The organism is Tumebacillus algifaecis (genome assembly GCF_002243515.1).
Taxonomy (GTDB): Bacteria; Bacillota; Bacilli; order Tumebacillales; family Tumebacillaceae; genus Tumebacillus_A; species Tumebacillus_A algifaecis.
Window position 1 is genome coordinate 1,194,247 of sequence record NZ_CP022657.1, and the last position, 25,966, is coordinate 1,220,212.

At 51.9% G+C, this 25,966-nt stretch carries 25 protein-coding genes; 23 read left to right on the forward strand and 2 right to left on the reverse strand.

Annotated features, from left to right (window positions below; all coding sequences use genetic code 11):
* Positions 1–61: 61 nt before the first annotated feature.
* From CIG75_RS05390 to CIG75_RS05460, 15 genes are all read left to right on the forward strand, one after another.
* On the forward strand, positions 62–1,960 hold the full coding sequence (locus CIG75_RS05390) for a PrkA family serine protein kinase (RefSeq protein ID WP_094235733.1): 1,899 nt from the start codon (positions 62–64) through the stop codon (positions 1,958–1,960).
* Between the two features lie 81 nt (positions 1,961–2,041).
* Entirely contained in the window at positions 2,042–3,208 is a 1,167-nt protein-coding gene (yhbH, locus tag CIG75_RS05395; protein ID WP_094235734.1) for a sporulation protein YhbH, read from the forward strand.
* A gap of 17 nt (positions 3,209–3,225) precedes the next feature.
* Positions 3,226–4,581: a SpoVR family protein gene (locus CIG75_RS05400; protein WP_094235735.1), complete on the forward strand. Its 1,356-nt coding sequence runs from the start codon at positions 3,226–3,228 to the stop codon at positions 4,579–4,581.
* Positions 4,582–5,220: 639 nt separating this feature from the next.
* The gene (gene cas6, locus CIG75_RS05405) at positions 5,221–6,186 is read left to right on the forward strand and encodes a CRISPR system precrRNA processing endoribonuclease RAMP protein Cas6 (protein ID WP_094235736.1); all 966 of its coding nucleotides are present in this window, start codon (positions 5,221–5,223) and stop codon (positions 6,184–6,186) included.
* 193 nt (positions 6,187–6,379) lie between these two features.
* The gene (locus CIG75_RS05410; RefSeq protein ID WP_407701284.1) at positions 6,380–8,554 is read left to right on the forward strand and encodes a Cas10/Cmr2 second palm domain-containing protein; all 2,175 of its coding nucleotides are present in this window, start codon (positions 6,380–6,382) and stop codon (positions 8,552–8,554) included.
* A complete protein-coding gene (locus CIG75_RS05415; protein ID WP_094235738.1) occupies positions 8,544–9,236 on the forward strand; it encodes an RAMP superfamily CRISPR-associated protein in 693 nt (230 codons plus the stop codon). Before CIG75_RS05410 ends, CIG75_RS05415 begins: the two co-directional genes overlap by 11 nt.
* Positions 9,233–10,417 carry a hypothetical protein gene (locus CIG75_RS05420; protein ID WP_094235739.1) on the forward strand — a complete coding sequence of 395 codons (1,185 nt, stop codon included), beginning with the start codon at positions 9,233–9,235 and terminating at the stop codon, positions 10,415–10,417. Before CIG75_RS05415 ends, CIG75_RS05420 begins: the two co-directional genes overlap by 4 nt.
* Positions 10,404–10,937, forward strand: a complete 534-nt coding sequence (locus CIG75_RS05425) for a hypothetical protein (RefSeq protein ID WP_094235740.1) — start codon at positions 10,404–10,406, stop codon at positions 10,935–10,937. Before CIG75_RS05420 ends, CIG75_RS05425 begins: the two co-directional genes overlap by 14 nt.
* Entirely contained in the window at positions 10,934–11,749 is an 816-nt protein-coding gene (csx7, locus tag CIG75_RS05430) for a type III CRISPR-associated RAMP protein Csx7 (protein ID WP_094235741.1), read from the forward strand. The genes CIG75_RS05425 and csx7 overlap by 4 nt, the downstream gene beginning before the upstream one ends.
* Before the next feature lies 1 nt (position 11,750).
* The gene (locus CIG75_RS05435) at positions 11,751–12,578 is read left to right on the forward strand and encodes an RAMP superfamily CRISPR-associated protein (RefSeq protein WP_157729403.1); all 828 of its coding nucleotides are present in this window, start codon (positions 11,751–11,753) and stop codon (positions 12,576–12,578) included.
* Positions 12,575–13,564 (forward strand): RAMP superfamily CRISPR-associated protein, encoded by a 990-nt coding sequence (locus CIG75_RS05440; RefSeq protein ID WP_094235743.1) that lies wholly within the window; start codon positions 12,575–12,577, stop codon positions 13,562–13,564. Before CIG75_RS05435 ends, CIG75_RS05440 begins: the two co-directional genes overlap by 4 nt.
* Before the next feature lie 10 nt (positions 13,565–13,574).
* Positions 13,575–13,934, forward strand: a complete 360-nt coding sequence (locus CIG75_RS05445; RefSeq protein WP_094235744.1) for a hypothetical protein — start codon at positions 13,575–13,577, stop codon at positions 13,932–13,934.
* Position 13,935: 1 nt separating this feature from the next.
* Entirely contained in the window at positions 13,936–15,435 is a 1,500-nt protein-coding gene (locus CIG75_RS05450; protein WP_157729404.1) for a TIGR02710 family CRISPR-associated CARF protein, read from the forward strand.
* A gap of 473 nt (positions 15,436–15,908) precedes the next feature.
* Positions 15,909–16,379, forward strand: coding sequence for a hypothetical protein (locus CIG75_RS05455; protein ID WP_094235746.1), 471 nt, complete (start codon positions 15,909–15,911; stop codon positions 16,377–16,379).
* A gap of 22 nt (positions 16,380–16,401) precedes the next feature.
* Positions 16,402–16,992, forward strand: a complete 591-nt coding sequence (locus tag CIG75_RS05460) for a C39 family peptidase (protein WP_157729405.1) — start codon at positions 16,402–16,404, stop codon at positions 16,990–16,992.
* A gap of 219 nt (positions 16,993–17,211) precedes the next feature.
* On the opposite strand, the gene CIG75_RS05465 is transcribed toward CIG75_RS05460, so the two are convergent.
* On the reverse strand, positions 17,212–17,523 hold the full coding sequence (locus CIG75_RS05465) for a zinc ribbon-containing protein (RefSeq protein ID WP_094235748.1): 312 nt from the start codon (positions 17,521–17,523) through the stop codon (positions 17,212–17,214).
* Positions 17,524–17,754: 231 nt separating this feature from the next.
* Between CIG75_RS05465 and CIG75_RS05470 the strand changes: the two genes are divergently transcribed.
* The 6 genes from CIG75_RS05470 (at position 17,755) to CIG75_RS05495 (ending at position 23,607) form a co-directional block, all read left to right on the forward strand.
* Entirely contained in the window at positions 17,755–18,552 is a 798-nt protein-coding gene (locus CIG75_RS05470) for a DUF92 domain-containing protein (protein WP_094235749.1), read from the forward strand.
* Positions 18,553–18,766: 214 nt separating this feature from the next.
* On the forward strand, positions 18,767–19,531 hold the full coding sequence (gene fadH, locus CIG75_RS05475; RefSeq protein ID WP_094235750.1) for a 2,4-dienoyl-CoA reductase: 765 nt from the start codon (positions 18,767–18,769) through the stop codon (positions 19,529–19,531).
* Between the two features lie 153 nt (positions 19,532–19,684).
* Positions 19,685–20,806 (forward strand): YheC/YheD family endospore coat-associated protein, encoded by a 1,122-nt coding sequence (locus tag CIG75_RS05480; RefSeq protein WP_094235751.1) that lies wholly within the window; start codon positions 19,685–19,687, stop codon positions 20,804–20,806.
* A 270-nt stretch (positions 20,807–21,076) separates the two neighbouring features.
* Positions 21,077–22,423: a DUF445 family protein gene (locus CIG75_RS05485; RefSeq protein ID WP_157729406.1), complete on the forward strand. Its 1,347-nt coding sequence runs from the start codon at positions 21,077–21,079 to the stop codon at positions 22,421–22,423.
* 122 nt (positions 22,424–22,545) lie between these two features.
* Complete coding sequence (locus tag CIG75_RS05490; RefSeq protein ID WP_094235753.1) at positions 22,546–22,896, forward strand: YlbF/YmcA family competence regulator; 351 nt, start codon at positions 22,546–22,548, stop codon at positions 22,894–22,896.
* Between the two features lie 21 nt (positions 22,897–22,917).
* Entirely contained in the window at positions 22,918–23,607 is a 690-nt protein-coding gene (locus CIG75_RS05495; protein ID WP_094235754.1) for a metal-dependent hydrolase, read from the forward strand.
* A gap of 59 nt (positions 23,608–23,666) precedes the next feature.
* Here CIG75_RS05495 and CIG75_RS05500 read toward each other — a convergent pair whose 3' ends face one another.
* Positions 23,667–23,915 carry a DUF3243 domain-containing protein gene (locus tag CIG75_RS05500; RefSeq protein WP_094235755.1) on the reverse strand — a complete coding sequence of 83 codons (249 nt, stop codon included), beginning with the start codon at positions 23,913–23,915 and terminating at the stop codon, positions 23,667–23,669.
* A gap of 312 nt (positions 23,916–24,227) precedes the next feature.
* Between CIG75_RS05500 and CIG75_RS05505 the strand changes: the two genes are divergently transcribed.
* Both CIG75_RS05505 and CIG75_RS05510 read left to right on the forward strand, forming a co-directional pair.
* Positions 24,228–24,542, forward strand: coding sequence for a hypothetical protein (locus CIG75_RS05505; protein WP_094235756.1), 315 nt, complete (start codon positions 24,228–24,230; stop codon positions 24,540–24,542).
* A 108-nt stretch (positions 24,543–24,650) separates the two neighbouring features.
* Positions 24,651–25,964 (forward strand): DRTGG domain-containing protein, encoded by a 1,314-nt coding sequence (locus CIG75_RS05510; RefSeq protein ID WP_094235757.1) that lies wholly within the window; start codon positions 24,651–24,653, stop codon positions 25,962–25,964.
* Positions 25,965–25,966 lie beyond the last annotated feature (2 nt).

Below are 25,966 nucleotides of genomic sequence, written 5' to 3' on the forward strand. Positions count from 1 at the left end.
CACAGGGACCCAGCGGAACAGTTGGGCACGGGCCCGACGAAAAAAGGAGGATGGAGCGAACATGGACCTGCTGAATCGGTTGAATGCCTATCGGGCTCAAGAGGAACAACTGCGATGGGAAGGAACGTTCGTTGACTATCTGCAAATCGTGAGACAGTATCCGGGCGTTTCGCAAACGTCACATTCTCGCATCTATAACATGATCGCATCTGAGGGGATCACGACAGACGAAAACGGACGAAAAAAATACCACTTTTTCTCGGGCGAAATCTTCGGGCTCGATGCATCGCTGGAGCGATTGGTCGAGGAGTATTTCCATTCGGCCGCCCGTCGCCTCGATGTACGCAAGCGGATTTTGCTGCTGATGGGGCCGGTCTCCGGCGGGAAATCGACGATCGTCACGATGTTGAAAAAAGGGCTGGAGCGTTACTCCCGCACCGATGAAGGCGCCTTGTATGCGATCAAAGGCTGCCCGATGCACGAAGAGCCGCTGCATCTGATCCCCAATGAGTTGCGCGCCGATTTTGAACAGGAATTTGGGGTGCGCATCGAAGGCAATCTCTGCCCCTCCTGCCGCATGCGCCTGCAAGCGGAGTATGGTGGGCGCCTCGAGGACGTGCAAGTTGAGCGGATCGTCCTCTCCGAAGACGAGCGCGTCGGAATTGGCACCTTTTCCCCGTCCGATCCGAAATCACAAGACATCGCCGATCTGACCGGTTCGATCGACTTTTCGACGATCTCCGAGTACGGTTCCGAATCAGATCCGCGTGCGTACAAGTTCGACGGCGAACTGAATAAAGCGAATCGCGGCCTGATGGAGTTCCAAGAGATGCTCAAATGCGATGAAAAATTCCTCTGGCACCTGCTCTCGCTAACCCAGGAGGGCAACTTCAAAGCGGGACGATTTGCACTTATCTCAGCCGATGAAATGATCGTTGCCCATACCAATGAAACGGAATATAAAACGTTCATCGCCAACAAGAAAAATGAGGCGCTACAGTCGCGGATGATCGTGATGCCAATTCCGTACAATCTGCGAGTCAGCGATGAAGTCAAAATTTATGAAAAGCTGGTCCAGCAGTCTGACATGCGCCATGTCCACATCTCTCCACACGCGCTGAAGACAGCTTCGATCTTCTCCATTCTCACCCGTCTGAAAGATTCGAAAAAGCAGGGCATGGATCTGCTCAAAAAGCTCAAGCTCTATGACGGGGCGGCTGTGGAGGGATATAAGGAAAAGGACGTACAGGAACTGAAAAACGAGTCACACGATGAAGGGATGTCGGGCATCGATCCGCGCTATGTCATCAACCGCATCTCTTCGGCGCTGATTCGCCGCGATACGAACTGCATCAACGCGCTCGATGTCCTGCGCGCGATCAAAGAAGGGCTCGATCAGCACGCCTCGATCTCCAAAGAGGATAAAGAGCGGCTGATGAACTTCATCGCCGTCGCCCGCAAAGAGTATGATGAACTGGCCAAAAAAGAAGTGCAGAAGGCGTTCGTCTACTCCTATGAAGAGTCTGCTAAGACCTTGCTGGAAAACTATCTCGACAACGTGGAAGCGTACTGCAACTGGCAACGGCTGAAAGATCCAGTCACAGGTGAAGAGGTCGATCCTGATGAACGCTTGATGCGCTCGATCGAGGAGCAGATCGGCATCTCCGAAAATGCGAAAAAGGCGTTTCGAGAAGAGATTCTGATCCGCATTTCCACCTATGCGCGCCGCGGCAAGAAGTTTGCCTACAACTCACATGAACGCTTGCGGGAAGCGATCGAGAAAAAGTTGTTCTCCGACCTGAAAGACGTGGTCAAGATCACCACCTCGACGAAAACGCCCGATGAGCAGCAACTGAAAAAGGTTAATGAAGTGACGAAACAACTGATCGATGAACACGGCTACTGCCCGGTCTGTGCGAATGAACTGCTCCGCTACACCGGCAGCTTGCTCAATCGATAGTCGGCCCAAACGGGGGACAGGACAGCGTTCGCACCTGTCCCTTTTCCAAATCTGATGGTTACAAGGAAGGAGGGAGCGCGAATGGTTCACCAACCAAACTTTATCATCTCTAAAGATGATTGGTCCTTGCATCGCAAAGGCTATCAGGACCAGTTGCGCCACCAAGAAAAGGTGAGGGACGCCATCAAGAAAAACCTCGCCGACCTCGTCACCGATGAGAGCATCATCATGCAAAACGGACGGCAGATCATCAAAGTGCCGATTCGATCGCTCGATGAGTACAAATTCCGTTACAACTACAACAAAGGCCAGCACGGCGGACAAGGCGATGGCTCGTCATCCGTTGGCGACGTGTTGGGCAAAGACCCGAGCGGAGCACAGCAAAAAGGGCAAGGCAAAGGCGAAGGAGCAGGGGAGCAGCCGGGCATCGATTACTATGAGGCGGAAGTGTCGCTCGATGAGATCGAGACGATGCTGTTCAAAGATCTCGAACTACCCAACTTACAGCGCAAAACCCTCGATGATATCCGAACACAGGACATCCGTTTTAACGACATTCGCAAAAAGGGACTCAGTGGAAACATCGACAAACGCCGCACGCTGATGGAAGCGGTACGTCGCAATGCGTTGGCAGGTCAAAAGCACCTGAAAAACATCCACCCCGACGACCTGCGCTACAAGACGTGGGAGGAGATCGAAGTGCCGCATTCACAGGCGGTGGTGTTGGCGATGATGGACACGTCCGGTTCGATGGGACAGTTTGAAAAGTATATCGCCCGTTCGTTCTTCTTCTGGATGACCCGCTTTTTGCGCACTCGCTATGAGCATGTGGACATTCAATACATCGCCCATCATACCGAGGCGAAAGTGGTCACCGAGCATGAATTTTTCACCAAAGGGGAAAGCGGGGGGACGATCTGCTCCTCCGCTTACAGGTTGGCGCTGCAACTGATCGCCGAAAAGTATCCACCCAATAAGTTCAACATCTACCCCTTCCACTTTTCTGACGGTGACAATCTCAGTTCTGACAACGAAAAATGTATTCGACTCGTCAAGGAGCTTATGGAAATTTCAAATATTTTTGGGTACGGGGAGGTAAATCAGTACAATCGTTCTTCGACGCTGATGAGCGCGTTCAAAAACGTGACCGATCCGAAATTCAAAAACGTCCTGATCAAGGAAAAGGGCGAAGTGTACAAAGCGCTGACCACGTTCTTCAAGGCTGGCGATGCCATCCAGGCCTCGTAGAAAAAGGGGGGCTGTTCGTGAAGAAAAACGAGCTGAAAGAGTTGGAAGAGGCGATTGAGGAGATTACGATGATCGCCCGCGACTTCGGGTTGGATTTTTACGACATGCATTATGAAATCTGCCCGAGCGAGATCATCTACACGTTTGGTGCGTATGGGATGCCGACGAGATTTTCACACTGGAGCTTTGGAAAAGCTTTCCATAGAATGAAAGTGCAGTATGATTTTGGACTTTCCAAAATTTACGAGCTGGTGATCAACTCCGACCCGTGCTATGCCTTTCTGCTGGACAGCAACACGCTATTGCAAAACAAGTTGATCGTGGCGCATGTGCTCGGCCACTGCGATTTTTTCAAACACAATGCCCGTTTTTACAACACATCGCGCTTTATGGTCGATTCGATGGCCGCATCGGCAGAGCGAATCCGTCAGTATGAGATCGAATATGGGAAACTGGCGGTGGAGGAGTTTATCGACTCGGCGCTCGCCCTGCAAGAACATGTGGACCCGGCGCTGGTCGGCCGCAACATGCGCAAAGGAAATCAGGCCCAGTCTGTCGCTTCTCCGGAGCAAGTCGATCCGTATGCGGACCTGTTCGAGATCGGCGCTGTGAAAGAGGAAACGCAGTCTCAGCCGACACCGCGCTTTCCTGCAGAGCCAGAGAAGGACCTGATGATGTTCATCATGGAACATGCCAAGCACCTGCAGGACTGGCAACGCGACATTCTGTCGGTGATGCGAGAAGAGATGCTCTACTTCTGGCCACAGCTGGAGACGAAGATCATGAACGAAGGCTGGGCGACCTACTGGCATCTGCAGATCATGCGGGAATTGGACCTTGATGAAGGGGAGACGGTGGAGTTTGCAAAAATGAACGCCGGTGTGATCATGCCATCGCGCACTTCGCTCAACCCGTATCATGTGGGACTGAAGATGTGGGAAGATATTGAAAAGCGCTATGGTCGCGAGGCGATGTGGGAGATTCGCGAGGTGGAATCGGACTCGTCATTCCTGCGCAACTATCTGACCAAAGAGCTCTGTGAGGAGATGGACCTCTATCTCTACCAGAAAGTGGGCAACGAGTGGAAGGTCGTCGAAAAAGACTGGGAAAAGGTGCGTGACATGCTGTGCGCCTCCCGTGTCAATGGCGGGTTCCCCGTGTTGACCGCACAAGATGGCGATTATTTGAAAAATGGTGAACTGTATCTCAAACACAGTTTTGACGGTACCGAACTTGATGTCAAATACCTCGAAAAGACGCTTCCCCACGTCTACAATCTCTGGGGACGGACGATTCATTTGGAAACCGTTCTCGACGGTCGGGCTGTGATCTTCACCCACGACGGAAAGAAAAATCACCGCAGGTTTCAATGAAGTGCGGTTGTGGAAATACAGCAAAGGACGCTCTGCCTGCGGGCAGGGCGTCCTTTGCTTTCAGGGGGAAAGCAAATTCAAAACTACTATTCTCTCCGCAGCTTGCATCAGTTATACTGGAATTGGAAATACTTAATGGAGCAGAAACTGATTTTCGAGGATCTCCCCGCTTTTTGATGCAAAAAGTCGATCCTCGAAAAAATGGCCAATGCAGACGGGACAAAGCGTCTCGTCAAGCCGCGCCACGACTGAGTTTACTCATGCCGACCGAGGTCGGTAACAATGGCAGACCCGATGTATAGGGGACTGAAAGACCTGTACCACGAACATTGTTGTACATTATGAGTACCGTAACAATGGCAGACCCGATGTATAGGGGACTGAAAGCTCTGGTTCGCGTTCAGTGCTTGATTCATCATTCCGACGTAACAATGGCAGACCCGATGTATAGGGGACTGAAAGTTTGCGAAGCCTGTCCATCCGTGCTCCGCATTGAGGAGTAACAATGGCAGACCCGAGTAGAAGGGGACTGAAACTTCTGGATGTTGGACGTATACGGGTAATACTTGTAGCTATTTTTTTATTTGTAGTTCCCTACTTCTTGCTGCACCACCCAAATCAAAAACTGGAGGATATGAAATGCTCGATGCCTTACGAATTTCAAAATATCGATTCACCCTCGAAGCGGGAGCGAATGGGCTGGAACTTCCGCCATTTAAGACGTCTGCCTTTCGTGGTGGATTTGGACGTGTGTTTAAGGCGCTGACTTGCGCTTTTCCGGGGAAAGAGTGTACGGATTGCTCAATTCAGCATTCGTGTCCGTACATCTATGTATTTGAAACTAAACCACCAGTAAACTCTAAAGTTGCTCCCAAATTTGAAAGTGTTCCGCGACCGTATGTGATCTCCAGCGAGTTTGACGGAAAGCGCTTTTTTAAACCGGGGGAAAAACTGAGTTTTGAGCTATCCATCTTTGGCGATGCTTTTGATTATGTGCCATTTTTTATTCGTGCCTTTGAAATGCTGGGCTCAAAAGGGATCGGCAAAGAACGCAAACCCTACACCTTACATCGAGTGGAAGTGATTAATCTTTCCACCGGTTCCTCCTTTCTCATCTACGACAGCCATCAAAAGCATATCCAGCATCGTCCAATCATCTTCACAGGTCAAAAACTGCTCGACCGTGCGGCCCAAATCACCGCTCACAGCTTTACCGTCACCTTTGAAACACCACTGCGCATGAAATACAACGGGAACTATACCGCAGATCCACAATTTCATCTGCTAATCCGCAATGCCTTACGCCGCGTGAGCAGTCTGTTGTATTTCCATCATGGCGGACAGGAACTGAACCTCGACTTCCACAACCTGTTGCGAAAAGCCGAAGGAGTTAAAGTCGTAACCTCTTCTGCCCGCTGGGTCGATTGGGAAAGGTTCTCGGCGCGTCAGGATACGAAAATGAGCTTGGGCGGAATTATGGGCGAAGTATCGTATGAAGGTGATCTCACACCGTTCATTCCCTTCCTGCTCGCCGCAGAAGCGCTAGGTATCGGCAAACAGACCGTGTTTGGCTTAGGTAAACTTCATCTCATCTGGGGTTCATAACAAAAATGATCATCAACCACCAAGACGTGTAAAGTTTTGGTGGTTTTTGTTTTTTGTAAAAGGTTTTCTCTTGATAAATATCGAAATGAAAGAGAGATAGGTAAATAGATTATACATTTGATTGTATTTATGTATGTCTAAGATCAATTCAACAAACAATATTTACATCGGATAAGGAGCGATCTCATTGAATGTGATTGACTGGCGCAGTTGGTTGCGCGATCCGTTTCAAAAAAGAGAGCCGCGACCGTATCGTGCCACAGATTACCTTTGGCGGGACTCGGTGACGGGCGTGGAGTTTGGCATCGATCAACAAGACTATGCAGAACTGCTACAAAAAGCAGCAGGCCAACTGCAAGGCAAAAGTCCGGCCAAAAGGTACCAAGTCTGGACAAGCTCCGCGTTTCCATTCGGGCAAGTCGATGATGAGCTCCTTGCCTTCCACTTGCCGTATCCCGTACCGCAGACTTCACAGGACAGCCGCTCCGGACAAACCATAGAAACGCGCAATCGTCTGGCGGACTTTGTTCTGCTCCGAGTGGGCCTCTATTATGCACTGTTTCATCCGCAAGAGGAAGAGTGGAGCCAATTGCGTGCGGAACTTCTGCACATCGCTCCGACAGTTGGCGAGTTGCAAGAGCGCGTGCAGGCGATCGACCATTTCCTGATCACAGGCGAAGTGGCCGTGGAATGGAAAGACCGTCAACTCTCTATCGTCAAAGCAGGGGCGGTCAAGATCAAACAGTACCTCTTGGAATCGAACAAAATTCAGGAGATTCGCGGCGCGAGTCGACTGCTGGAAGGGATCAGCCAAAAACAGATCCCACAGTTCCTTCTCAACACGCTGACCCCAGAATCGGTGGTGTACAGCGGGGGCGGGAACATTTTGCTGATCTTGCCAGAAGCACAAGGCAAACCAGTCGCGAAAAAGATAGAAAACATCTACCGCGAGATGACTGGCAGCGCCCAAGCGGTCGCTTACTCGGCCACCGTTACATGGGGAGAGTTAGACTGCACCCATTTCAATGGCACCTTGGCTTGGATCGAGCAAAAGAAAACCGAGCGTCAAATGACGATGGGAACCGACTTCGCTGCCTCCATTCAGATGCGTACCCGGGACCACTCACTGTTGAGCGGTGATCTTGAACATCCCTATGAATTGAGCGATTTTCAGACCTATCTCCAAGAATTGCAACGAGAAACACGCGACACCGCCTTTCTCTTGCTGGAAGACAAAGCGATCTGCGTCTCCTGCCGCTTGCGTGAAGCCACGGTGTTTGTCAAACGCAACGGAATTCAGGCGCAATGTACTGCCTGCTTTCAAAAAGTATGCAGTGGCAACCAAGAGGCAGAGAAGGAATTTTTGCAAGAGATGGAAGTAATGTCAAAACAATATCGTGCTGAGCTTGGCAACGTCCAATTGGAAGTGTCAAAAGATCTGGATGCCATCGCTGGGGTAAAGGGAGCTGATGGCCAGATTGCAATCGTATACGGAGACGGAAACAACATGGGCAAAGTGGTCGAACGGTTGGAGAGCCTGACCCAGTTCCGCTATTTTTCCGTGCTGTTTGATCAGGTTACGCGCTTGGCGACCTACACGACGATTGTCGAACGAAAGTTGCAGTGTGAAGTCATCGCCGTCGGGGGGGACGATGTCTTGCTGATTCTGCCCGCCAATCATGCGCTACAAGTGGCGCGGGTGATTGGAGAGAAATTTGACCAAGCCTTGGATACCTATGCCGAGCAAGAGGGGATGACCATCTCGTTTGGCATTTCTATCGCCGCGGCGGCGACCCCGTTTGCCATCCTCTTTCGCACAGCTTCCGACTTGCTGACCTCAGCCAAACAGGTCAAAAAGCAGAACAGAGAAACATGGCGCGGCGGCAGTATCGACTTCCAAGTCCTACGCAGTACAGCACTTGGCGAAGGCGTGCAAGAAGAGCGCAATCTGCTCTTTCAAAAGTCGGCCAAAGATCGCTACCAAAACCCGATCACCGTCTATCAATTGATGCGCCCTTATTCTTTCCCACAGGCACAGTTGATGGAAGCGTGGATCGATGAGTTGCAAAAGACGGTTGGCTCGCGAAGCATCCTCTACCACATGCGCGATGTGGTACAGAATCTTTCGGTCGAAGAAGCTAAGCTGCACTACTACTATTACATGCTGACAGATCGCGAATCGAACAAACAGCGCCAAAAGGTGCATCAGTGGCTGGAATCTCACCCGATTGCGGGGATGGAAAATGACCTGCTCTACTATCGCAAACAACAACACGATGCGGAAGAAGGGATGCAACTCTACAGCCCTTGGCATGATCTGGTAGAGCTTTGGTCTGTTTTGAAGGGAGGGGTACAGGATGAAGCCTAAAGTGAGGCTTGCTTGTCAGTATCGCTTGCAGTTTCAATCAGCTTGGTTGATCGGCGGGACGGCCAACCAACAAGGAGGCGTGGATGCCGGGTATCTGACCGATTTTCTGGGACGGCCCTATCTGCCGGGCTCGACGATGAAAGGGAAGGTTCGGGACTCCTTCCGTCGCCTGCTCTCGATCAACCCAAACTGGGCCAGACATCAACAATTTTTGTTCGGCAATGCCGGTCAAAACACGGGGCAGGTGTATTTTCAGGACGCGCTGCTCGATACGGCACAGATTGACGATGCCGATTGGTCGCACCTCTACACGCGCGTCGCGATGGATCGGTATCGCAAAACGGTGAAAGACACAGCCGTGATCACCGAAAAAGTAGTCAAGCCGATGCTCCCGTTGCAAGGTACGCTGGAGACGTTTGTTCAGGAAGAGGAATCGGAGGAGATCGGTCTGGTCCTGCTCCTGTGCCTGTTGGATATTAAATCGATCGGCTCCGGTGCCTCAATCGGGCGCGGGCGTATCGAAATGACCTATGGAGTGCCAACGGATATGGAATTGGCACGGGCAGAGCAAAGTTATTGCTGGTTGGAAGTGAAGCAAAACGAGAGCACGGAAATCTGGGAGTGGGAGCATGTGAAATCGCTCCTGCAACGAGAGCAAGAAAGGCAGGCGAACGCGAGATGATCCGCTATAAAATTACACTCACGCCGCGTTCTCCTTTCTTGATCGGTGGGCATCAACTGCGTGATAACCACTACGAAACCTTGGAGTACGTCCCCGCTCCGAACCTGCAAGCGGCGCTGGCACGGCGGATTCTGGAAGCGCACGGCGGCTATGATGTCGAGCGCGAAGCAAGAGAAGGACAGAAGCGCTATTACATTGATTCGGAACGAATCGGAGTCGAGGGTTGTGAAGCGAAGTGGATTCCGTGGTTCCAACATTTCTCCCAACTGCGCTTTACAGACTGCTCCCCATTTGGAGTGGAACACTTCGCCGCATCCACGTTTGGTTGCAAACTGGATCGAAAGCATCCGCAAGCTGATTTTCTGAGCGCTTTCTATCGCACTCGCCACCAGCGAAGCAAAGGGACGCGAATGGCCTGCACATGTGGCGAGCGTTTGGAACGAAAATCCGGGTGGAAATGGCCGGAAGGAAAACGCTTGTTCAAACGGACAGTGACCCGCGTCGCCTTGGATGAGCGTCGCCGAGTGAGTGCGGATGGGCAACTGTTCAGTTTGCAAATCGGCGAGCCATTTTGCGATGAACAGCGCACGCCTTTGCAGTTTGTCGGCGATCTGTTGGTGCCGGAGGAAATCGCACAGCAATTCGATTTCTCGGTACAAGATGCAGGGCTTCGCATTGGCAAGCACATCACCGTGGGCCTTGGTCGAATGTGCATACAGGTGGAAAAAGTGGACTCTGAGCCATTTCCGAGTCAGAGAATTGCAAACTGGCAAGCGACTGTCGGCGATACCTCGGTGCCGTTGTTGCTCAATGGTATGTTGCCTGTGGAACTCCCCGCTTTTGACGAAAGCGACGAGGACGACATTGAGACCTACTGCCAAGCTTATGCAGAGTGGCTGAAAAACAAGGCGGGAGCACCTGCCGACCTGCGCGTGACGTTTGCCTACACCCAGCAAACGATGCGGAGGAATTTTCAAAACGGTGCCATGGCGCGACAAGAGCAGATCACACGCTACCTGCTCCCTGGCTCGATTTTGGTGGTGGATGCGGAGGTCCAACAAGGATTGCAGTCGTGGCTTGAGCAGATTCATGCGCAAGGGCTACACCTGTCGCCCCATTCCAGCTTGGTTACGCTTGCACCCAGTTTTGTATTGAAGGAGGAGCGTCATGATCACGAATAACACGATGTTCATCGAAAAAGCGGTCAAAGACTCATCAGATTTTTTGTTGGAGCAACTGGAGGGGTTGAAAGCGCATTTGGAACGGGTGATTCCGCTGGGCAACGACGAGAAGGGCATTGGGAAAAGCCAAGTGCAAAACTTGTTGCGCGCCTCGCAGACTGCTTCCGGGATTCCTGAACTCAAACTGTTTGTGCGGTACCAGATGGGGCGGGATGGAGGAAACGGCTGGGCGCATATGCACGAGGGCAAAAAGTTTGGGGATCGGATGGTCGCAGTGCTGAACCGGATTGATGGGGAGGCGAAGAAGATTGCTTCTGATGTTATGGAATGCGACGGGGTGACTGAGCTTGGGATGAGATTGGTCGAGCGGTTTTTTGTGTACATGCATTGGCAGTTTACTTACAGTTCCTCGACGATTAAAAAGAAAAATGACAATCGGACAAGAACTGAGGATCGAAATTCGCATGGGTCTGATCGTCTCAAAGGATACAAGGGGCATCAAAAAGGGGGGGGAAGATGAGCCAGTTCCATCTCTTTCAAAACGAACTGTCTGTTTGTGGGGAAGTTCACCTTGTGACTCCGCTCCACATTGGAGCAGGAAATAATGGATTGTTCGGAGTGGGGAACGAAGTAGTTAAGCGTGCAAACGGTGCGCCTTATATTCCGGGCTCTTCGTTGAAAGGCACACTTCGTTCGGTATTAGAGCGATTGTCTGACGTAGCAACATTACCCAAGTCGGCCAGTGGGAAGTCGGCTTGTATCTCGACCGATGACGATCATTTTTGTTTGAAGGACTCGCAGAAGTATGAGGTCAGAGATATTCACTTTCGTAATGGTAAGCAGGCAGAAGAGATTGCTCAGATCGTCAGTAATGAGTCTTGTATTTTGTGCCATCTGTTCGGTAACACGATGATGGCGGGGAAAGTGCAATTTTTTGATAGCGAGGTGGTGCTGGATTCGTGGGGCGGACGCTATGACCACCGCGATGGCGTGGGTATTGACCGCGATTCGGGTACGACCAAGCATGGCGTGAAGTACGAATTTGAGGCAGTACCGGCAGGCACGGCGTTTCATTTCTCACTACGTGCTTCGAATTTGACGGACGAGGAAAAGGTCTGGCTTTTTGTCGGGCTGGAACTTTTGCGCAGCGGTGAGGTGACGCTTGGTGGTAAGGCGGCTCGTGGGTTAGGTAAAGTCGAAGGCGCTAATTGGAAGGTGCTCGAACGCAATCCGAACAACTTTTTTGCCGCGCTGTTAAAGAAAGAGGGAGCCGAAGTTCCGTTTGAATCATATGCAACCCCACTCTTCGCTCCTCTGCAGATGGAGGTGTAGCATGTTTAAAGAACTTCGAAATGAGGCAGTGTTTCAGTTTCACTTGCGCACAGATTCCCCCTTTGTGGTCAAAAGTGGAAGCGAAGATCTCTTAGACCCGACTTTGCCGGACAGCCAAATTTTGCGCTCCTACCGCAAGGGGAAATTGGAAGCGGTCATCCCGGGTTCGAGCTTGAAAGGCGTGTTTCGTTCGCGGGCGGAGCAACTTTTGAAAACGATGGGTCACCATGGTATCGATACGTTTCGCAGAATTCGTAAGGAAAAAGATGATGTGATCAAGGACATCTACGAGAAAAAATCGGACCCCGTCCAGCAACTTTTTGGATCGACGGCGATCAAATCTCGAATTTTGTTTCAAGATGCTTTCCCGCTCGAAGGCACGGAAGTGGTGACCGGTTTGCGACATGGCGTAGGGATTCACCGTGTCACCGGAGGGGCAGCAGACCGAGTAAAATTTGACACGGAGATTGTGGAGAGTGGCGTTTTCCAAGCCGAGATTCGGCTCACCAACTATGAGCTGTGGCAACTGGCTCTGGTGGCGTGGTTGCTCCAAGATTTAGATGAGGGATTTATCAAAATCGGCTCGATGACCACGCGTGGATTCGGACGTTTCCTCGTTGAAAACCTGCAACTGAAGGTGCGCGATTATCGCATAAACACGTCACAACTCACCGGATTTCAAGACAAGGACGTGATCGGTAAAGCGCTTGAGTGGAAAGCCTCGTTGCTGCGGAAGGAAGCGTATTTTGACTCGCTGGAAGAACTGATCGGCGACGGCGGAATTCTGCTGGATGTTCCTTTCCCCGCACCTAAGGAGGCGCGAGCATGAGCAAGCCGTATCGCTTTGTATCTTTCAACAAAGAAGTTGAACGGGAACAGATTGTTGGACGTGAACAGATGATCTCCGACCGTTACCACGGAAAACTTTCTTTGAAGATCACCGCGTTGACCGAGCTTTTGGTCGCTACAGGCAAACTGGAATCGGCGGATGGGAAGTTGGTCAATGGCTTGACCACATGTGAGGGGAGGCCGGTGATTCCCGGCAGTTCCTTGAAGGGAATGAGTCGGTCTCATACGGAAATGATCAGCTATTCTTGCAACCCGTTTCGGGGTGCCAAATATGGGCATGTGCCAGAGCAAAATAACTTCCCATGCAATGATGAGGTCAAAAATCCTCGTCATGTGCGAGCTTGCGTAGCTTGTCGACTATATGGCTACACGATGAAACAGAAGGGCAATGTCGCCAAGGGATTGATCGACTTCACCGACTTCAAACTTGAAGGGGATGTGCAAACGCATATTGGAGTCTCCAAAATTCCTTCGCTATACGCTCCATTGCGAGAGGAGAAAGCACTAAAGCACTATCAAAATGACGAGGACTATTTGCAGCGGAAGATGTATCGGCATGGAACGCCGCAAACTCACATCGGCAGTGAGTATCAGGTGGTAAAGGCGGGGGCTGTGTTTCAAGGAGAGATCACGTTCCAAAATTTGCAACAGGAAGAGTTGGCCTTGCTGGTGCTGTCCTTGGGCGCGGCAGAAGGGGCGAGAAAGTTTCAAAGCAAAATCGGCTATGCCAAACCTGCTTATTTCGGCAGTGTACAGATCGAACTGGAGCAGGTGCATCCTTATGCACGTCCCTTCATGAAGGGTGTTCGCTCGTTTACGAAAGATGACGTCATGCAGTGGGTCGAGCAGTACGGGAAAGATGAGTTTTTGCGTGCACAGGTGCAACGTGTGGTCGAACATTATCAGTACGAGCGCGACAAGAAGAACCAATGGGGGCGAGACCGCTACGGGCATAAGACTTATTAGGAGGGAAGGCATGACGACCGCACAGCTTTCAAAACAGCGTAAGGGTGAACTGATTGACTATATCGATCAGATGCTGAATCGTTCGAATCATTTGCAGTCCGCTTCCGTTACTCGCAGAAAAATTGCCGGTTCTGCTTGGAGTCATGTTGCCCAACTACAACAAGCGGCAGACCGAGCTTGTTCGGAGGAGTATGCGAGCCAGCAGCAGTTCAACCGATGGGTGGAGGAGCTGCCCTCTCGTTCGAAGGAGTTAAAAGTGAATCAAGGCGATCTGGAAAAAGTAAAAGCGTTCTTGTTACATCCGAAGTTTCAGAGTTTTACTCAAAAGGAACAGCAATACGTGATCGCTTGGCTATTGCGATTGGGGTAGTTTGATCCGCAACGATTTGGAACGGAGGGAGCTTATGACGGAGAGAGTTTTAATCACGACAGTGGGTGGGTCGCGTGTTCCGATCATCAACGCACATCGTGACATGAAACCCAAGTACACCGTGTTTATCACATCAAAAAGCAGAGAAAATCAGCCAAGCAGTAGCGACAGTGTGAAAAATGACGGGTCAACAAGTGCGACTCGGAAACCTGCGAAAGAAACCTTTACTGCCGTCACAAAGTATTTGCTGGCCACGTCAAAAGAACAAAATGAAATGTACCTATCGGAATCCGATCTGGTAGCGGTCGGGAAGCACCTGCTAAATGAGGCTGGGAAGTCGGAGCAATCCATTCTCAATCAACTCCAACTGCAAGAAGACGAGTACAACATTATCGAACTGGACAGCCCTGACGACATTTCTGAAGCGTACTCGAAAATCACAGCACAGGTGCAACTCATGCGCCAAGAATATCCCCATGCTGAGATTGTGATTGATATTACAGGTGGCACCAAATCGATGAGTGCAGCTGGAGCGTTGGTTGCCAATGATGAAAAGGTCTCACTTTCCGTGGTCGTAGGAAAACGGCCGAACTTGGATAAGGTTGACGATTTCAGCCGAGCACGTTTTCAAAATTATGGGGTTGTAGAGTTGCGAAGAGAGGTCAGACGGATTCAGGAGCGTCTTTATGGTCGTGACTATCCATCTGCGGTTGAATTGTGCCAAGAAGTTTTACAAGATGTTCAGAACAAACATTCCAAGGAAGTTGAACAAGAGCAATTGGTTGAGAAGTTAGAGCAACTCGAAAGCTACGCAAAAGCTTTTCGTCTCTGGGATGAATTTGAACATGATGCGGCGGTCAAGACGTTGGAATATCTGGGGGAGGCTGCGTTGCAGTTGCGGTTGTTTGGGCAAGAAGTTGCTAAGGCGAAACGCTTGATGATCGGCTACTATAATGATCTGACGAAGCCAAGAGTGGAACGGGTTGGCTTCGAATTGGCATACGACCTCTATTTCAATGCGGTTCGTCGAGGCGAGCAACAGAAGTTTGATGATGCGGTCGCGCGACTGTATAGAACCTTAGAAGTGTTAGGGCAATTGTTGTTGCTGAACCGTCATGGGATTCGCACGAAGTGGGTGTTGGTAGCAGAGTTGGAAGGGAAGGTATCAGCTGAATACTACCAGGCGATGCAAAAGAAATGCAATGAACAGGGCGTGATGGAAACCGCGCTGATGGATTCGATCAAACTGTTGTTTGAGATCGATTCGAATCTGCGACCTTTCTTAAAGGGGAATTTGAAGAAATTGAGAGGTCTTCTCGGGAGCAGGAATCAATCCATTCTCGCGCATGGTTTTACAAGGGTCGATGAAAAGGTGTACCAAGAATTTCAGGAGTTTGTGCGAGAGTTTATAGTTGAGGTCGATGGTTTGGTAAAGAACAAGCCCTGTCTGGTCAATTACGAGGACAGACAGTTTCCTCGGGAGATCATTTTCCAAAGTTGAAGTGCCTGCTTGAAGGGAAAACAGATGAGCCTCGTCGATACATGGCGAGGTTCTTTCTTAGTGGAAGCGGTGCAAACAATGCCAGACCCGATTAGAAGGGGACTAAAAGTGATACGACAAAACAGCAAAACTGGCTGAAAGAATTGAGTAACAATCACAGACCCGACAGATAGTGTGCTTACTAGGAATCGCAGAAACGGCCGCAGTCAGCATTGGGATCTATAAGTTGGTTTCTCAGTCGAATAGGTGAATGCTAAAGCTTTCCATAGAATGAAAGTGCAGTATGATTTTGGACTTTCCAAAATTTATGAGCTGGTGATGTAAGGAGATGGACTTCTACCTCCGGACATCGATCTGCTTATGCAGGCTCGAACTTCTGCAATCCACATCTGGCACGATCTTGATAAAACGCGTAGAATTGGACAAAGATGAAGGGATGAAGTTTTACCGTCTGGCAGGAAGGGAGCCGAAAGATGAATCCGTATCGAGAACTATTTGAAAAATATACGGCAGAGCTGGGACAGGCTGTGGTCGATGAGGAAGAGCGTCGCGAGCGAATTCGCGAGCGCAATCGGGCAGAGTTTGCCAGTGAAGAGGAACTGGAGAAATGGATGACCGAAGCATGGCAACCGGTCGCTTTTGCAGGACGTGTGATCGCTGTGTTTCGCAAATACTGGATCGCTTGTGACAAGTTGAACGCCCAATTCGAGGCGATGGACCTTGAAGAGGAATTGGAAGAAGGCAGTGAGGATGCCGCTTTGGTGTTGGAAGAAGCACAGTTGACGGCAAAGGATGAGGACAAATTTTTCGATGGGATGACACATGCCAACCCGAAAGATTTTACGATCGATTGGTTGGCGGAGGAGCATGCTCCACTCTACCGCATCGTTTCGAAACTGCCCTACTATCCGATCGGCATCGACGAGCACGGGCAATACTGCTGATTGGGAAAGGGAGGGAGAAGCGATGGGGCATGAGATCCAAGGGATTCCGGTGATCAACCAATATCCCGTCCTGCCAACCGGGTGCGAAGCGACGGCGCTGACGATGCTGTTGAACTGGGCAGGAGTTGACGTGCTCTACACGGAGGTAGCCAAAGCCTTGCCCAAAGTCGCGCTGCCACATGAGGTGGACGGCAAATGGTATGGAGGCAACCCGAACAAAGGGTTTATCGGCGATCCGTTTCAGAAAGAAAGCTATGGCGTGTTCCACGGGCCGATCGCTGAGCTGATCGAGCGATATTTGCCGGGCCTTGCAGTCGATCTCAGCGGTGGAAGTCTGGCCGAGGTGTTGGCAGTGCTCGACAGCGGGCGTCCGGTCGTCGTCTGGGCGACGCTCAAATTGCGCGAAGGGCGGGTGACGGACGTCTGGCAGGATGAAGACGGTACCGAAATTCGCTGGATTTCGCCACAGCACTGCATGCTGATGACCGGCTATGACGATCAGCATGTGATCATCAACGACCCGGACACGGGAGCGGTCGAGCACTATCCGCGCGAGCTGTTTGAAGACCGCTGGGTATTGCTCGGCAGACAAGCGGTAACGGTGCGGGCATAGCGGGTGTGCAGCAATCGAACGCTGCTGTATGCTACAGTTTGCTGGATCGGCGGATGCAGGTTCAGGTCGGGGCTGAAAGATGGTCACGGAAGATCGCCGGAGCGGAATTGAAGGCAGGCTGTGCGGGTCGAGAGGGCAAATTGCGGAGGTGCGTTTGTCTCGATCTGAGTCAAAAGCCCGCTTCCATCGTGGAAGCGGGCTTGTCTTGTATACGACGATCTATTCAAATTCGACGACTTCTGTGACGCTCGGTTCGAGCCAGTAGTCGAGCACTTTGCGGTTTAAGACTTTGTTGGCGATCATAGCTTGGTGAAGGGGTTTGAACAGATCTCGCCATTCCAGGCCCTCACGTTCCGCAATCTCTACGGCCATCAGCAAACGCGACCAAGCGGCATGTCGTTTGTACCAAAAGAAGTTTGGATCTTCTAACATGAACGGGTAAAGATCATCAAATTTGGTGTGTTTACAGTCAACAGTTCGGTCAAAATTCTCCTTCGCTTCTTGTACATAGCGCAAGATGTTCGAAGCCATGAGGCATTCCCTCCCTTATCTATCACTATACCTGAGAGTTCCCCATCACGAAAGCGTTATCTTGGCTTATGGAGAACTCTTGTGAATGACAGTGTGCTCACTACAGATTATTGTATCAAATTTAATATCTTCTTTCAATATTTCTAAGATGTTGTAATTGATTGGTAAACCTTACGGGCTATCAACTTCATGATATTATGGATCGAGTCTCATGGGAGGAGCGAACGCCAGATGGATGCGTTGATCGGATTTGCAGGGAGCGCCCTGATCGCTTTGCTTGCCTATCGCAAAAGGTCGTTGACCGTCTCGGGGGCTTGGGCTGCGGTCGTGGTTGGCACGATTTTGTACGGGGTCGGCAGTTTGCCGTGGTTTGGTACCTTGATTTTCTTTTTCATCTCCTCGACGCTTTTGACCAAGTGGAAGCAGCATGCCAAAGCGGAGTTGGAAGCGAACTATGAAAAGACGGGGCAACGCGATGCCGGACAGGTGTTCGCCAACGGTGGCCTTGCCGTCCTGCTTTGTTTAGGTGCGTGGGCGTGGCCTCATCCGTTCTGGTGGTATGCGTTTTTAGGCGTGATGGCGACGGTGACCAGTGATACGTGGGCGACCGAAGTCGGCGGTTTGAGCAAGCGGCCACCCCGCTTTTTGCTGACTGGTAAGCAAGTGGCGCCAGGCACCTCTGGCGGGGTCACCCGCATGGGCCTGAGCGCATCGCTTTTGGGCGGGGTTTTGATCGGCGCTGTTGCCTGGGGGTTAGCAGTTGTTTCTGAAGGCGAGATGAACTTGCTGCAACTGCTGATGATCGGCGGCGTTGCGGGCTTGGCAGGATCGCTGTTCGATTCATTGCTCGGAGCTACTTGGCAGGCGATGTTCAAATGTTCGGTCTGTGGCGCACTGACCGAGCGGCGTGAGCATTGCGGACAGCAGACACTAAAAGTGCGCGGACTGCCCTTTTTGTCGAACGATCTGGTCAATTTGGCAGCCTCGCTGTTTGGCGGAGCGGTCGCTGTGCTCTTGAGCCTGTTGTAAGGCGAGCCGGTCTATGCGCAACACAGGCTGAGAGTGTGATTGAATAGGTCGGGGCAAATCGACATGCTCTTTCGAATAAAATGTTGGAAACGCGAATGGCTGTTTGCAGTAAAGGGATGGCTGGAACAACCTCTCCGTTTTGTGAGAGGTTTTCTTTGTTTTTAGTCGAACTAGTCAGTATAAAAAGTCATCTGGATGGCGAGGAGGAATTTTCGTGAAAGACAAAGTGGTGATCGTCACAGGCGGCAGTAATGGCATGGGCAAAGCGATGGCCAAAAAGTTCGCACAGGAAGGCATGAAAGTCGTCATCACGGGACGGACGGCAGAGAAACTGTTGGCAACGAAGCGTGAGATCGAGCAGTATGACGGTCAGGTGCTGACCGTCGAGATGGATGTGCGCGATCCGGAATTGGTGCAGAAGATGGTTGATCAGACCAAGGCCGAATTTGGCAGGATCGATTTTCTCGTCAATAACGCAGCCGGGAACTTCATCTGCCCGGCGGAGAAACTGTCGCTCAACGGTTGGAACTCGGTGATCAACATCGTCCTCAACGGCACGTTCTACTGCTCGCAGGCGGTGGGCAAAGAGTGGATTGAAAACGGTCAGCGCGGCAGTATTTTGAACATTCTTGCAACCTATGCGTGGACGGCTGGAGCAGGTGTTGTTCATTCGGCCGCCGCCAAAGCGGGCGTACAATCGTTGACCCGCACGTTGGCTGTCGAGTGGGGCAGTCGCTATGGCATTCGCGTCAATGCGATCGCACCAGGTCCGATCGCGGAGACGGGCGGTGCGGAAAAACTGTTGCTTTCCGAAGAGATGCATCAAGCGACGCTCGAATCGATCCCGCTCAAGCGGCTCGGGCGTGTCGAGGAGGTCGCCGATCTCGCCTACTTCCTCTTCTCTCCGCAAGCAGAATATATCAACGGCGACTGTATCACCATCGATGGTGGTCAGTGGCTGAACCGCATGCCCTTTTGACCGTAGCCCCCTGAATGGGGGCTTTTTTCGTGCCCGCTTGCTGGTGGCATGTTGGGCAGCAGTGCGAGTCGGTTAGAGGAGCGCTCAGTTTGCGCACCTGCTCGCCGATTTTTTCATAACATGGTACAAAAACGGACCTGAGAGGTGATCGAAATGAAGGAGGAAAAGCGACCGATCTTCGGGATCATCACGACAGCCATCGCTCGTCGTCAGCACTGGAAACGCCGTCGTTCCGGCTACATGCCAAGCGCGATTTGGCAGGCTTTGGAGCAACGTGCTTCCGAACTTGGCCTGACGACATGTCTGTTTCGCCCTGAAGATCTCGATGTCCGACGAGGTCGCGTGAACGGTGTGGTGTGTGTACGCAGTGGCGAAACAAAAGTCTGGCGGCGCATCACGTGCCCACTGCCCGATGTGGTCTACGATAACGTTTTTGTCCATCTAAGCACTACACCTGCGCTCAAGCGAGCACGACGCTTTTTTGAAAACAGAGGCACACCTGTGTTCAATCCCCGGCTTGGCAACAAAGCGGAACTGGCGGCGTGGCTTCGCAACTATCCGAACTTGTGGAACTACCATCCCGAGACGATGCTGTTCACCGACCCGGCCCAACTCGAAGCGCTGCTCAAGAGCCACCAATCCGTCTATTTGAAACCTGTGCTTGGCAGTGCCGGACAAGGCATCATCGAGATTCGCACGCAAGAGGACGGAAACTATCTGGTGCGGGCCGTGAAATATGGCAAAGACAAGCGTTCGTTCACCCGCGTGCTTGGCACAGCGGGGATGCTGGCATTTGTCCGGGCGGAACGGCATCGTCAGCGCTACATTTTGCAGGCAGGCTGTGAACTGCTGTGGATCGACAAAGGGAAAATCGACTTGCGGACACACTTGCAACGCAATCAGCAAGGGGAGTGGGAGGTGGTCGCTCTGATCGTCAAGCGCGGGAGTCCCGGCTCGATCGTCTCCAATTATCATGCAGGTGGATCTGTCCATTCCTGGTACTGGTTGAAGCGGTGGGCCAAGGACAACGATTTCGAACTGCCCCGCCGTCGTGAGCTGTTCCAACTGTCTGTAGCGATCTGCAACGCGTATGCAGACAAGTCGCCCTACCTCTCCAGCTTAGGTCTTGATCTTGGCATCGACGAGGTGGGCAAGATCTGGCTGCTCGATGTCAACGCACGACCTGGACGCAACATTTTGGAGCAGGAGCAAAAGATTCGCTGTACACAGTTACATGCAGAATTTGCCTATTATTTGTGCTATCATAGGCAGTAAGAGACATGATAGGCTGGAGCGTCGCATCAGAAGTGCGCTCGGACCAGAGTGTCGATCTGGGAACAAGGGTTGCTCGATGCAATCTGCGGTGAGTAGTTGCGCCTGGCTGCTCCGTTCCGTTGTGCATGGTGCAGTGGAAAAGGATGCTTCTGGCCGTTCAACTTGAAGAAGCAAAGCATCCCGATGTGTAAAAACTGGGTATACTGGTTAGTAGGCTTAAGGGCCCGGCATGCAAGTGTCGGCCTTTTTGATTGGAGGTCTAATCGTACAATGAAGATACTGTTTATCACGGTAGGCGTCGGCGCATTGATCGGTCTGTTCACCAACTGGTTGGCGATCATCATGCTGTTTCGACCGTGGCACGAAAAGCGGTTGTTCGGCAAACGATTGCCGTTTACACCAGGTCTGATCCCGCGTCGGCAACAGGAGCTCGCTGAAAAATTGGGTGAGATCGTCGAAAAGGATTTGCTGACACCCGATGGGCTGGCCAAGTCGCTGTCCCGACCCGATTTGGAATATGCGGTGAAGCGGGCCGGCATTCAGGGATTGGCAGAGCGTTTGAACAAAGCTCCGACAGCTGGACTGCTCGCCCGTCAGCTGTTCGGGCCCGATGCGCTTGAGAAGTCGAGGAAGTGGATGGTTGAAAAAGCGGTGGTCTTTCTACAGAGTGAAGCGGGCCGCAGCAAACTGGAAGGGCTGGCCGACGGACTGTACGACCATCTGCGAGGAGCGCTGTCCAAAGCGGAAGTGCGCCGTGATCTGGCGCACGGATTTGCAGGCCCCTTCTACGCCAATCTAGCGACCGGGCAGACGACGTGGCAGGAAGCGCTTCCGGAAGGAACGCGCGCGATCGTGGAAGAACGCTTGCGGGCGAGTGTCCAGCCGATGCTCGAAGGAGCATCCGTTTGGATGGAGGAGCCGCAGGTGGTGCTTGCGATCTCGGAGATGTTGCAGGACAAGGTGAAAAACATTCCGTTGCTCGGCCCGATGGCGGTGTCCTTTTTGTCGCCGGAGCGGGTGGCGGGCGACATCGTGCCGCGGTTGCAAGCGGTCATCGTGTCCGCTTCGGTGCGTGAACTGGTCACCGAGCGCCTGCACGAGGCGGTCGGAAAGTTCTGGGGCCAACCGATCGGAAACCTCGTCAGCCACATGTCGCCCTATGATTTTGCCGACCTGTTGGACAAGGTGCTCGGCGTGGTGTTGGAGCGAGCGCTTTCTGACGAGGCGTCATCGAGGCGGCTGTTCAAAGAGATGATCGTAAACGGTGTCGTGGCTGGTGCGAACCAGGCTGCGATCAGCGAGCTCGTTCACCGTCTGATGGACGCACTGGACGGATGGAATGTGCGCGAGGTCTACATACAACGTACTGAAGAGGTCGATCGCCTGTTCATGAAGGGGTGGCGCTGGCTGCGCGGCGAACTGATCGAGGCGATGCCTGCACTGCTCGATGCGATGGCGATTCGTCAGGTCGTTCGTGAGCAAGTGGCCTCCTATCCGATCCCGACGCTGGAAAAATTGATCGTGTCGGTGGTGAACAAGGAATTGCGTTTGATCACTCTGCTAGGCGGCGTGCTTGGCGGTTTGATCGGACTGGTACAAGCTTTGCTTGTGATGTAGGCGGATGCCGCAAATTATATTAATACTCATATACAGAATTTACAAAGCATATATTGATTTGTGAATGGTATCTTTGCTACCATTGAAAATGAATCCATTCTTTACAGGAGGTCTTCAGGTGCATGAATCCATACGACAAAGCACATGAGCTGGCCCGCGCCTTGCAGAACAGTCAAGAGTTTCAGCTCTTGGAGCTCTTGAAAAAAAGCGTAGACCAAGACTCGGCTGTCAAAAAGCTGTTGGATGATTATCGCCGTCGTCAATGGGAGTTGGAGACGCGCCGACTGATGGGGGAAGAGATCACCCAAGAGGATCTTGGGCAGATGGCTCGGCTACAGGAAGCGCTGACATCAAACGAGACCGCTCGCCAGTATCTTGCGGCGGAATATCAATTTGGCCTGATGTACTCCGATATTCATAAAATTCTCGGCGATGCGGTGCGTCTCGTGATCGCACAGCCGACAAATGTATAGAGAAAAGAGGTATGTGCAAAGATGAAAGTGACTTTTTTAGGACATGCGTGCACATTGGTGGAAGCAGAAGGAAAACGAGTGATCATCGACCCGTTCTTGAATGGCAACCCGCAGGCGACAGTAAAGCCGTCTGACGTACAGGTTGATGCCGTATTGATCACACACGCACATGGCGACCATGTGGGTGACGCGGTGGAGATCGCCAAGCGCAACGACTGTCAGATCATCGCCAACCACGAAATTGCTACCTATCTGGAGGGGCAGTATGGCGTGAAAGTACACGGGATGAGCACTGGCGGGGCGTTTCAATTCGAATTTGGCCGGGTCAAACTGACGCCAGCTTTTCATGGCTCTGGATTTGAGTTGGAAGGCGGGAATTTGATGTATGGCGGGCAACCGGGTGGAATTTTGTTAACGATGGCAGGGAAGACGTTCTATCATGCTGGCGATACCGGGTTGTTCGGCGACATGAAGCTGATCGGCGAACTGAACAAGATCGACATCGCCGCGCTGCCGATCGGGGACAACTACACGATGGGTCCGGAAGATGCACGGATCGCCGCCTCTTGGATCAAAGCAGGCGTGACCTTCCCGATCCACTTCGATACGATCCCGTTGCTCGCGCAAGATGCACAAGCATGGGTCGCGAGTTTAGGAGAGTACGATCTGAAGGGTATTGTGGTCAAGCCGGGCGAAGCGGTCGAAGTGTAAAAGAGAATCAACGTGAAAAAGAGGAGGTGCAGGTTGCACCTCCTCTTTTCGTTAGCAAATCAGTGATTGGCGACGAGGTTGACCATGACGCGAGCCAGTGCATGGCGATCTTCCTCGTTGCTGACATTCCACATTTCTTGCAGGAGGCGTTCCTGCTCATTTTTCGGGTCCACTTTGTCAGCGAGGTATTCGCCAACACGGAATGCGACATTGGAGACTTTCTCGTTGGACATCCCAGCTTCAACCGCTTGTTCCACACGGTCGCCCAGAAATTCTTTCCATTGATCGAAGTTGCTCAGAACGGACATAGCGATCCCTCCTCATCAGAATTCAGGATAACTGACTACAAGCGTTACTATCCCACGGGTGCGCGATCGCTATACGGCCGACCATTGCATGAAAAAAACATTCTCTTGTAAGCTGTTTGTAATGATGTCGTAATATATCTGGCGTATGATAGAACTAAATCGACATTACCCCCTTTTCAGAAGTGACCCCGCGGTTTGTGGTCACCTATTTTTTTGTCTTTTTTCGGATTTCGATCCTTTGACATACCTCCCAAACTTCGCGCATATCGTGTAGCAAACAGGACTTGTACGAAGAGAAGGGGGCAGTTCGCTTTGCAGCGCAAACAGACGACGAGAAGTTTTGTCTATTTGACGATCGGTCTTGCCTTGCTGTTCTACGCACTTCCACGCGTACCGCATGTGACAGGGTCGCTCGAAGGTGCTTTTACTTGTGTCTGGCTTGGCTTCGCCATGTTGATCATCAGTTCCAACCTGTACTACCTTATCGGAGTGGACAAGGAGCGACAGGATTGGAAAATGAAGCGCCATGCTTGGCTTCAGCGGGGCATGCGAGACTTGCAACGCGGCTATTTTAACGAAGCCAAACGCGAGATCAGACAAAAGAAGCAGCGACGTTTCATGTCGTAGCAGAACGCATCCGAAAAGGGTGCGTTTTTTTTCGGTAAGCTGTACTATAATAGGAGAGTATTCTCGGGAGAGACAGTTAGATCAGGAAGAAGTTCGGAGGCTGTATAGATGAGCACGACCAAACACGAGCAGATATTGTTATATATCGAGGACCTTGTAGTAGGAAGCAAGATCTCCGTCCGCCAGATTGCCAAAGTGATGGAGGTCAGCGAAGGGACAGCGTATCGCGCGATCAAGGAAGCGGAGACGCGCGGGTTGGTCTCGACGATCGAGCGGGTCGGCACGGTGCGCATCGAGAAGAAGCAAAAGAAAAACATTGAGCGTCTGACGTTTGCCGAGGTGGTCAACATCGTGGAAGGGTCGGTGCTCGGTGGCAAAGAAGGACTGCACAAGACGCTGAGCAAATTTGTGATCGGTGCGATGGAAGTCGATGCGATGCTCCGCTACATCGACCGCGACTCGTTGATGATCGTCGGCAACCGCGAGCAGGTACATAAAATTTCGCTGGAGCATGGTGCGGCGGTGCTGATCACGGGCGGATTTGACACGACCGATGAAGTGAAGATCCTGGCTGATCAACTCCAACTGCCGATCATCTCGTCAGCGTATGACTCCTTTACGATCGCGACGCTGATCAACCGCGCGATCTATGACCGTTTGATCAAGAAGGAGATCTTGTTGGTCGAAGATATTTTGCCGACCCATGTGATTCCCGATGTGCTACATATTGGGGACACGGTGCAAGCGTGGTATCGGAAGGTCGAAGGGACGGGGCATACCCGCTTTCCAGTGCTGGACAGCGGCGAGCGGCTGGTCGGAATTGTGACCTCCAAGGACGTGACGGGCCACAAATTGGACGAGCCGATCGAGCGGGTGATGACACGCAACCCGATCAACGCCTCCGGGCGGACGACGGTGGCCTATGCGGCACACATGATGGTCTGGGAAGGATTTGAACTGCTCCCCGTCGTCGATCACAAGCGGCTGGTCGGGGTCATCTCACGGCAGGACGTGATCCGTGCGATGCAGCAAATCCAAAACCAGCCTCAAGTGGCGCAGACGATCCAAGACATCATCCTGAGCCACTTTAAAGAAGAAGATGGCGATGGGCGGAGCGTGGTACTGTCCGGCGTGGTCACACCGCAGATGACGAACCAGATGGGCACGATGGGGCCCGGCGTGCTGATGACTGTGCTCAATGAAGCAGGTTCGCTTGCCATTCGCAGGCTGAAAAATTCGGATATGGTCGTGGAGAACGTCTCCGTGTATTTTTTGAAACCGATCCAGATCGACGCCCCTGTGAGCGTCCGCGCCACCGTCGTCGATTCGGGCCGCAAATTTGGCAAAGTGGACATCGAAATTTCCAGCCGTGGCGATCTGATGGGGAAAGCGCTCTATACGGCACAGGTGCTGGAAAGGTAGAC

Bases quoted from the DNA above. Each gene is read 5' to 3' on its own strand.
- CIG75_RS05390 (WP_094235733.1), top strand. From the start codon at position 62: ATGGACCTGCTGAATCGGTTGAATGCCTATCGGGCTCAAGAGGAACAA.
- yhbH (WP_094235734.1), top strand. From the start codon at position 2,042: ATGGTTCACCAACCAAACTTTATCATCTCTAAAGATGATTGGTCCTTG.
- cas6 (WP_094235736.1), top strand. From the start codon at position 5,221: ATGCTCGATGCCTTACGAATTTCAAAATATCGATTCACCCTCGAAGCG.
- CIG75_RS05415 (WP_094235738.1), top strand. From the start codon at position 8,544: ATGAAGCCTAAAGTGAGGCTTGCTTGTCAGTATCGCTTGCAGTTTCAA.
- CIG75_RS05420 (WP_094235739.1), top strand. From the start codon at position 9,233: ATGATCCGCTATAAAATTACACTCACGCCGCGTTCTCCTTTCTTGATC.
- CIG75_RS05425 (WP_094235740.1), top strand. From the start codon at position 10,404: ATGATCACGAATAACACGATGTTCATCGAAAAAGCGGTCAAAGACTCA.
- csx7 (WP_094235741.1), top strand. From the start codon at position 10,934: ATGAGCCAGTTCCATCTCTTTCAAAACGAACTGTCTGTTTGTGGGGAA.
- CIG75_RS05435 (WP_157729403.1), top strand. From the start codon at position 11,751: ATGTTTAAAGAACTTCGAAATGAGGCAGTGTTTCAGTTTCACTTGCGC.
- CIG75_RS05440 (WP_094235743.1), top strand. From the start codon at position 12,575: ATGAGCAAGCCGTATCGCTTTGTATCTTTCAACAAAGAAGTTGAACGG.
- CIG75_RS05445 (WP_094235744.1), top strand. From the start codon at position 13,575: ATGACGACCGCACAGCTTTCAAAACAGCGTAAGGGTGAACTGATTGAC.
- CIG75_RS05455 (WP_094235746.1), top strand. From the start codon at position 15,909: ATGAATCCGTATCGAGAACTATTTGAAAAATATACGGCAGAGCTGGGA.
- CIG75_RS05460 (WP_157729405.1), top strand. From the start codon at position 16,402: ATGGGGCATGAGATCCAAGGGATTCCGGTGATCAACCAATATCCCGTC.
- CIG75_RS05465 (WP_094235748.1), bottom strand. From the start codon at position 17,523: ATGGCTTCGAACATCTTGCGCTATGTACAAGAAGCGAAGGAGAATTTT.
- CIG75_RS05470 (WP_094235749.1), top strand. From the start codon at position 17,755: ATGGATGCGTTGATCGGATTTGCAGGGAGCGCCCTGATCGCTTTGCTT.
- CIG75_RS05480 (WP_094235751.1), top strand. From the start codon at position 19,685: ATGAAGGAGGAAAAGCGACCGATCTTCGGGATCATCACGACAGCCATC.
- CIG75_RS05485 (WP_157729406.1), top strand. From the start codon at position 21,077: ATGAAGATACTGTTTATCACGGTAGGCGTCGGCGCATTGATCGGTCTG.
- CIG75_RS05490 (WP_094235753.1), top strand. From the start codon at position 22,546: ATGAATCCATACGACAAAGCACATGAGCTGGCCCGCGCCTTGCAGAAC.
- CIG75_RS05495 (WP_094235754.1), top strand. From the start codon at position 22,918: ATGAAAGTGACTTTTTTAGGACATGCGTGCACATTGGTGGAAGCAGAA.
- CIG75_RS05500 (WP_094235755.1), bottom strand. From the start codon at position 23,915: ATGTCCGTTCTGAGCAACTTCGATCAATGGAAAGAATTTCTGGGCGAC.
- CIG75_RS05510 (WP_094235757.1), top strand. From the start codon at position 24,651: ATGAGCACGACCAAACACGAGCAGATATTGTTATATATCGAGGACCTT.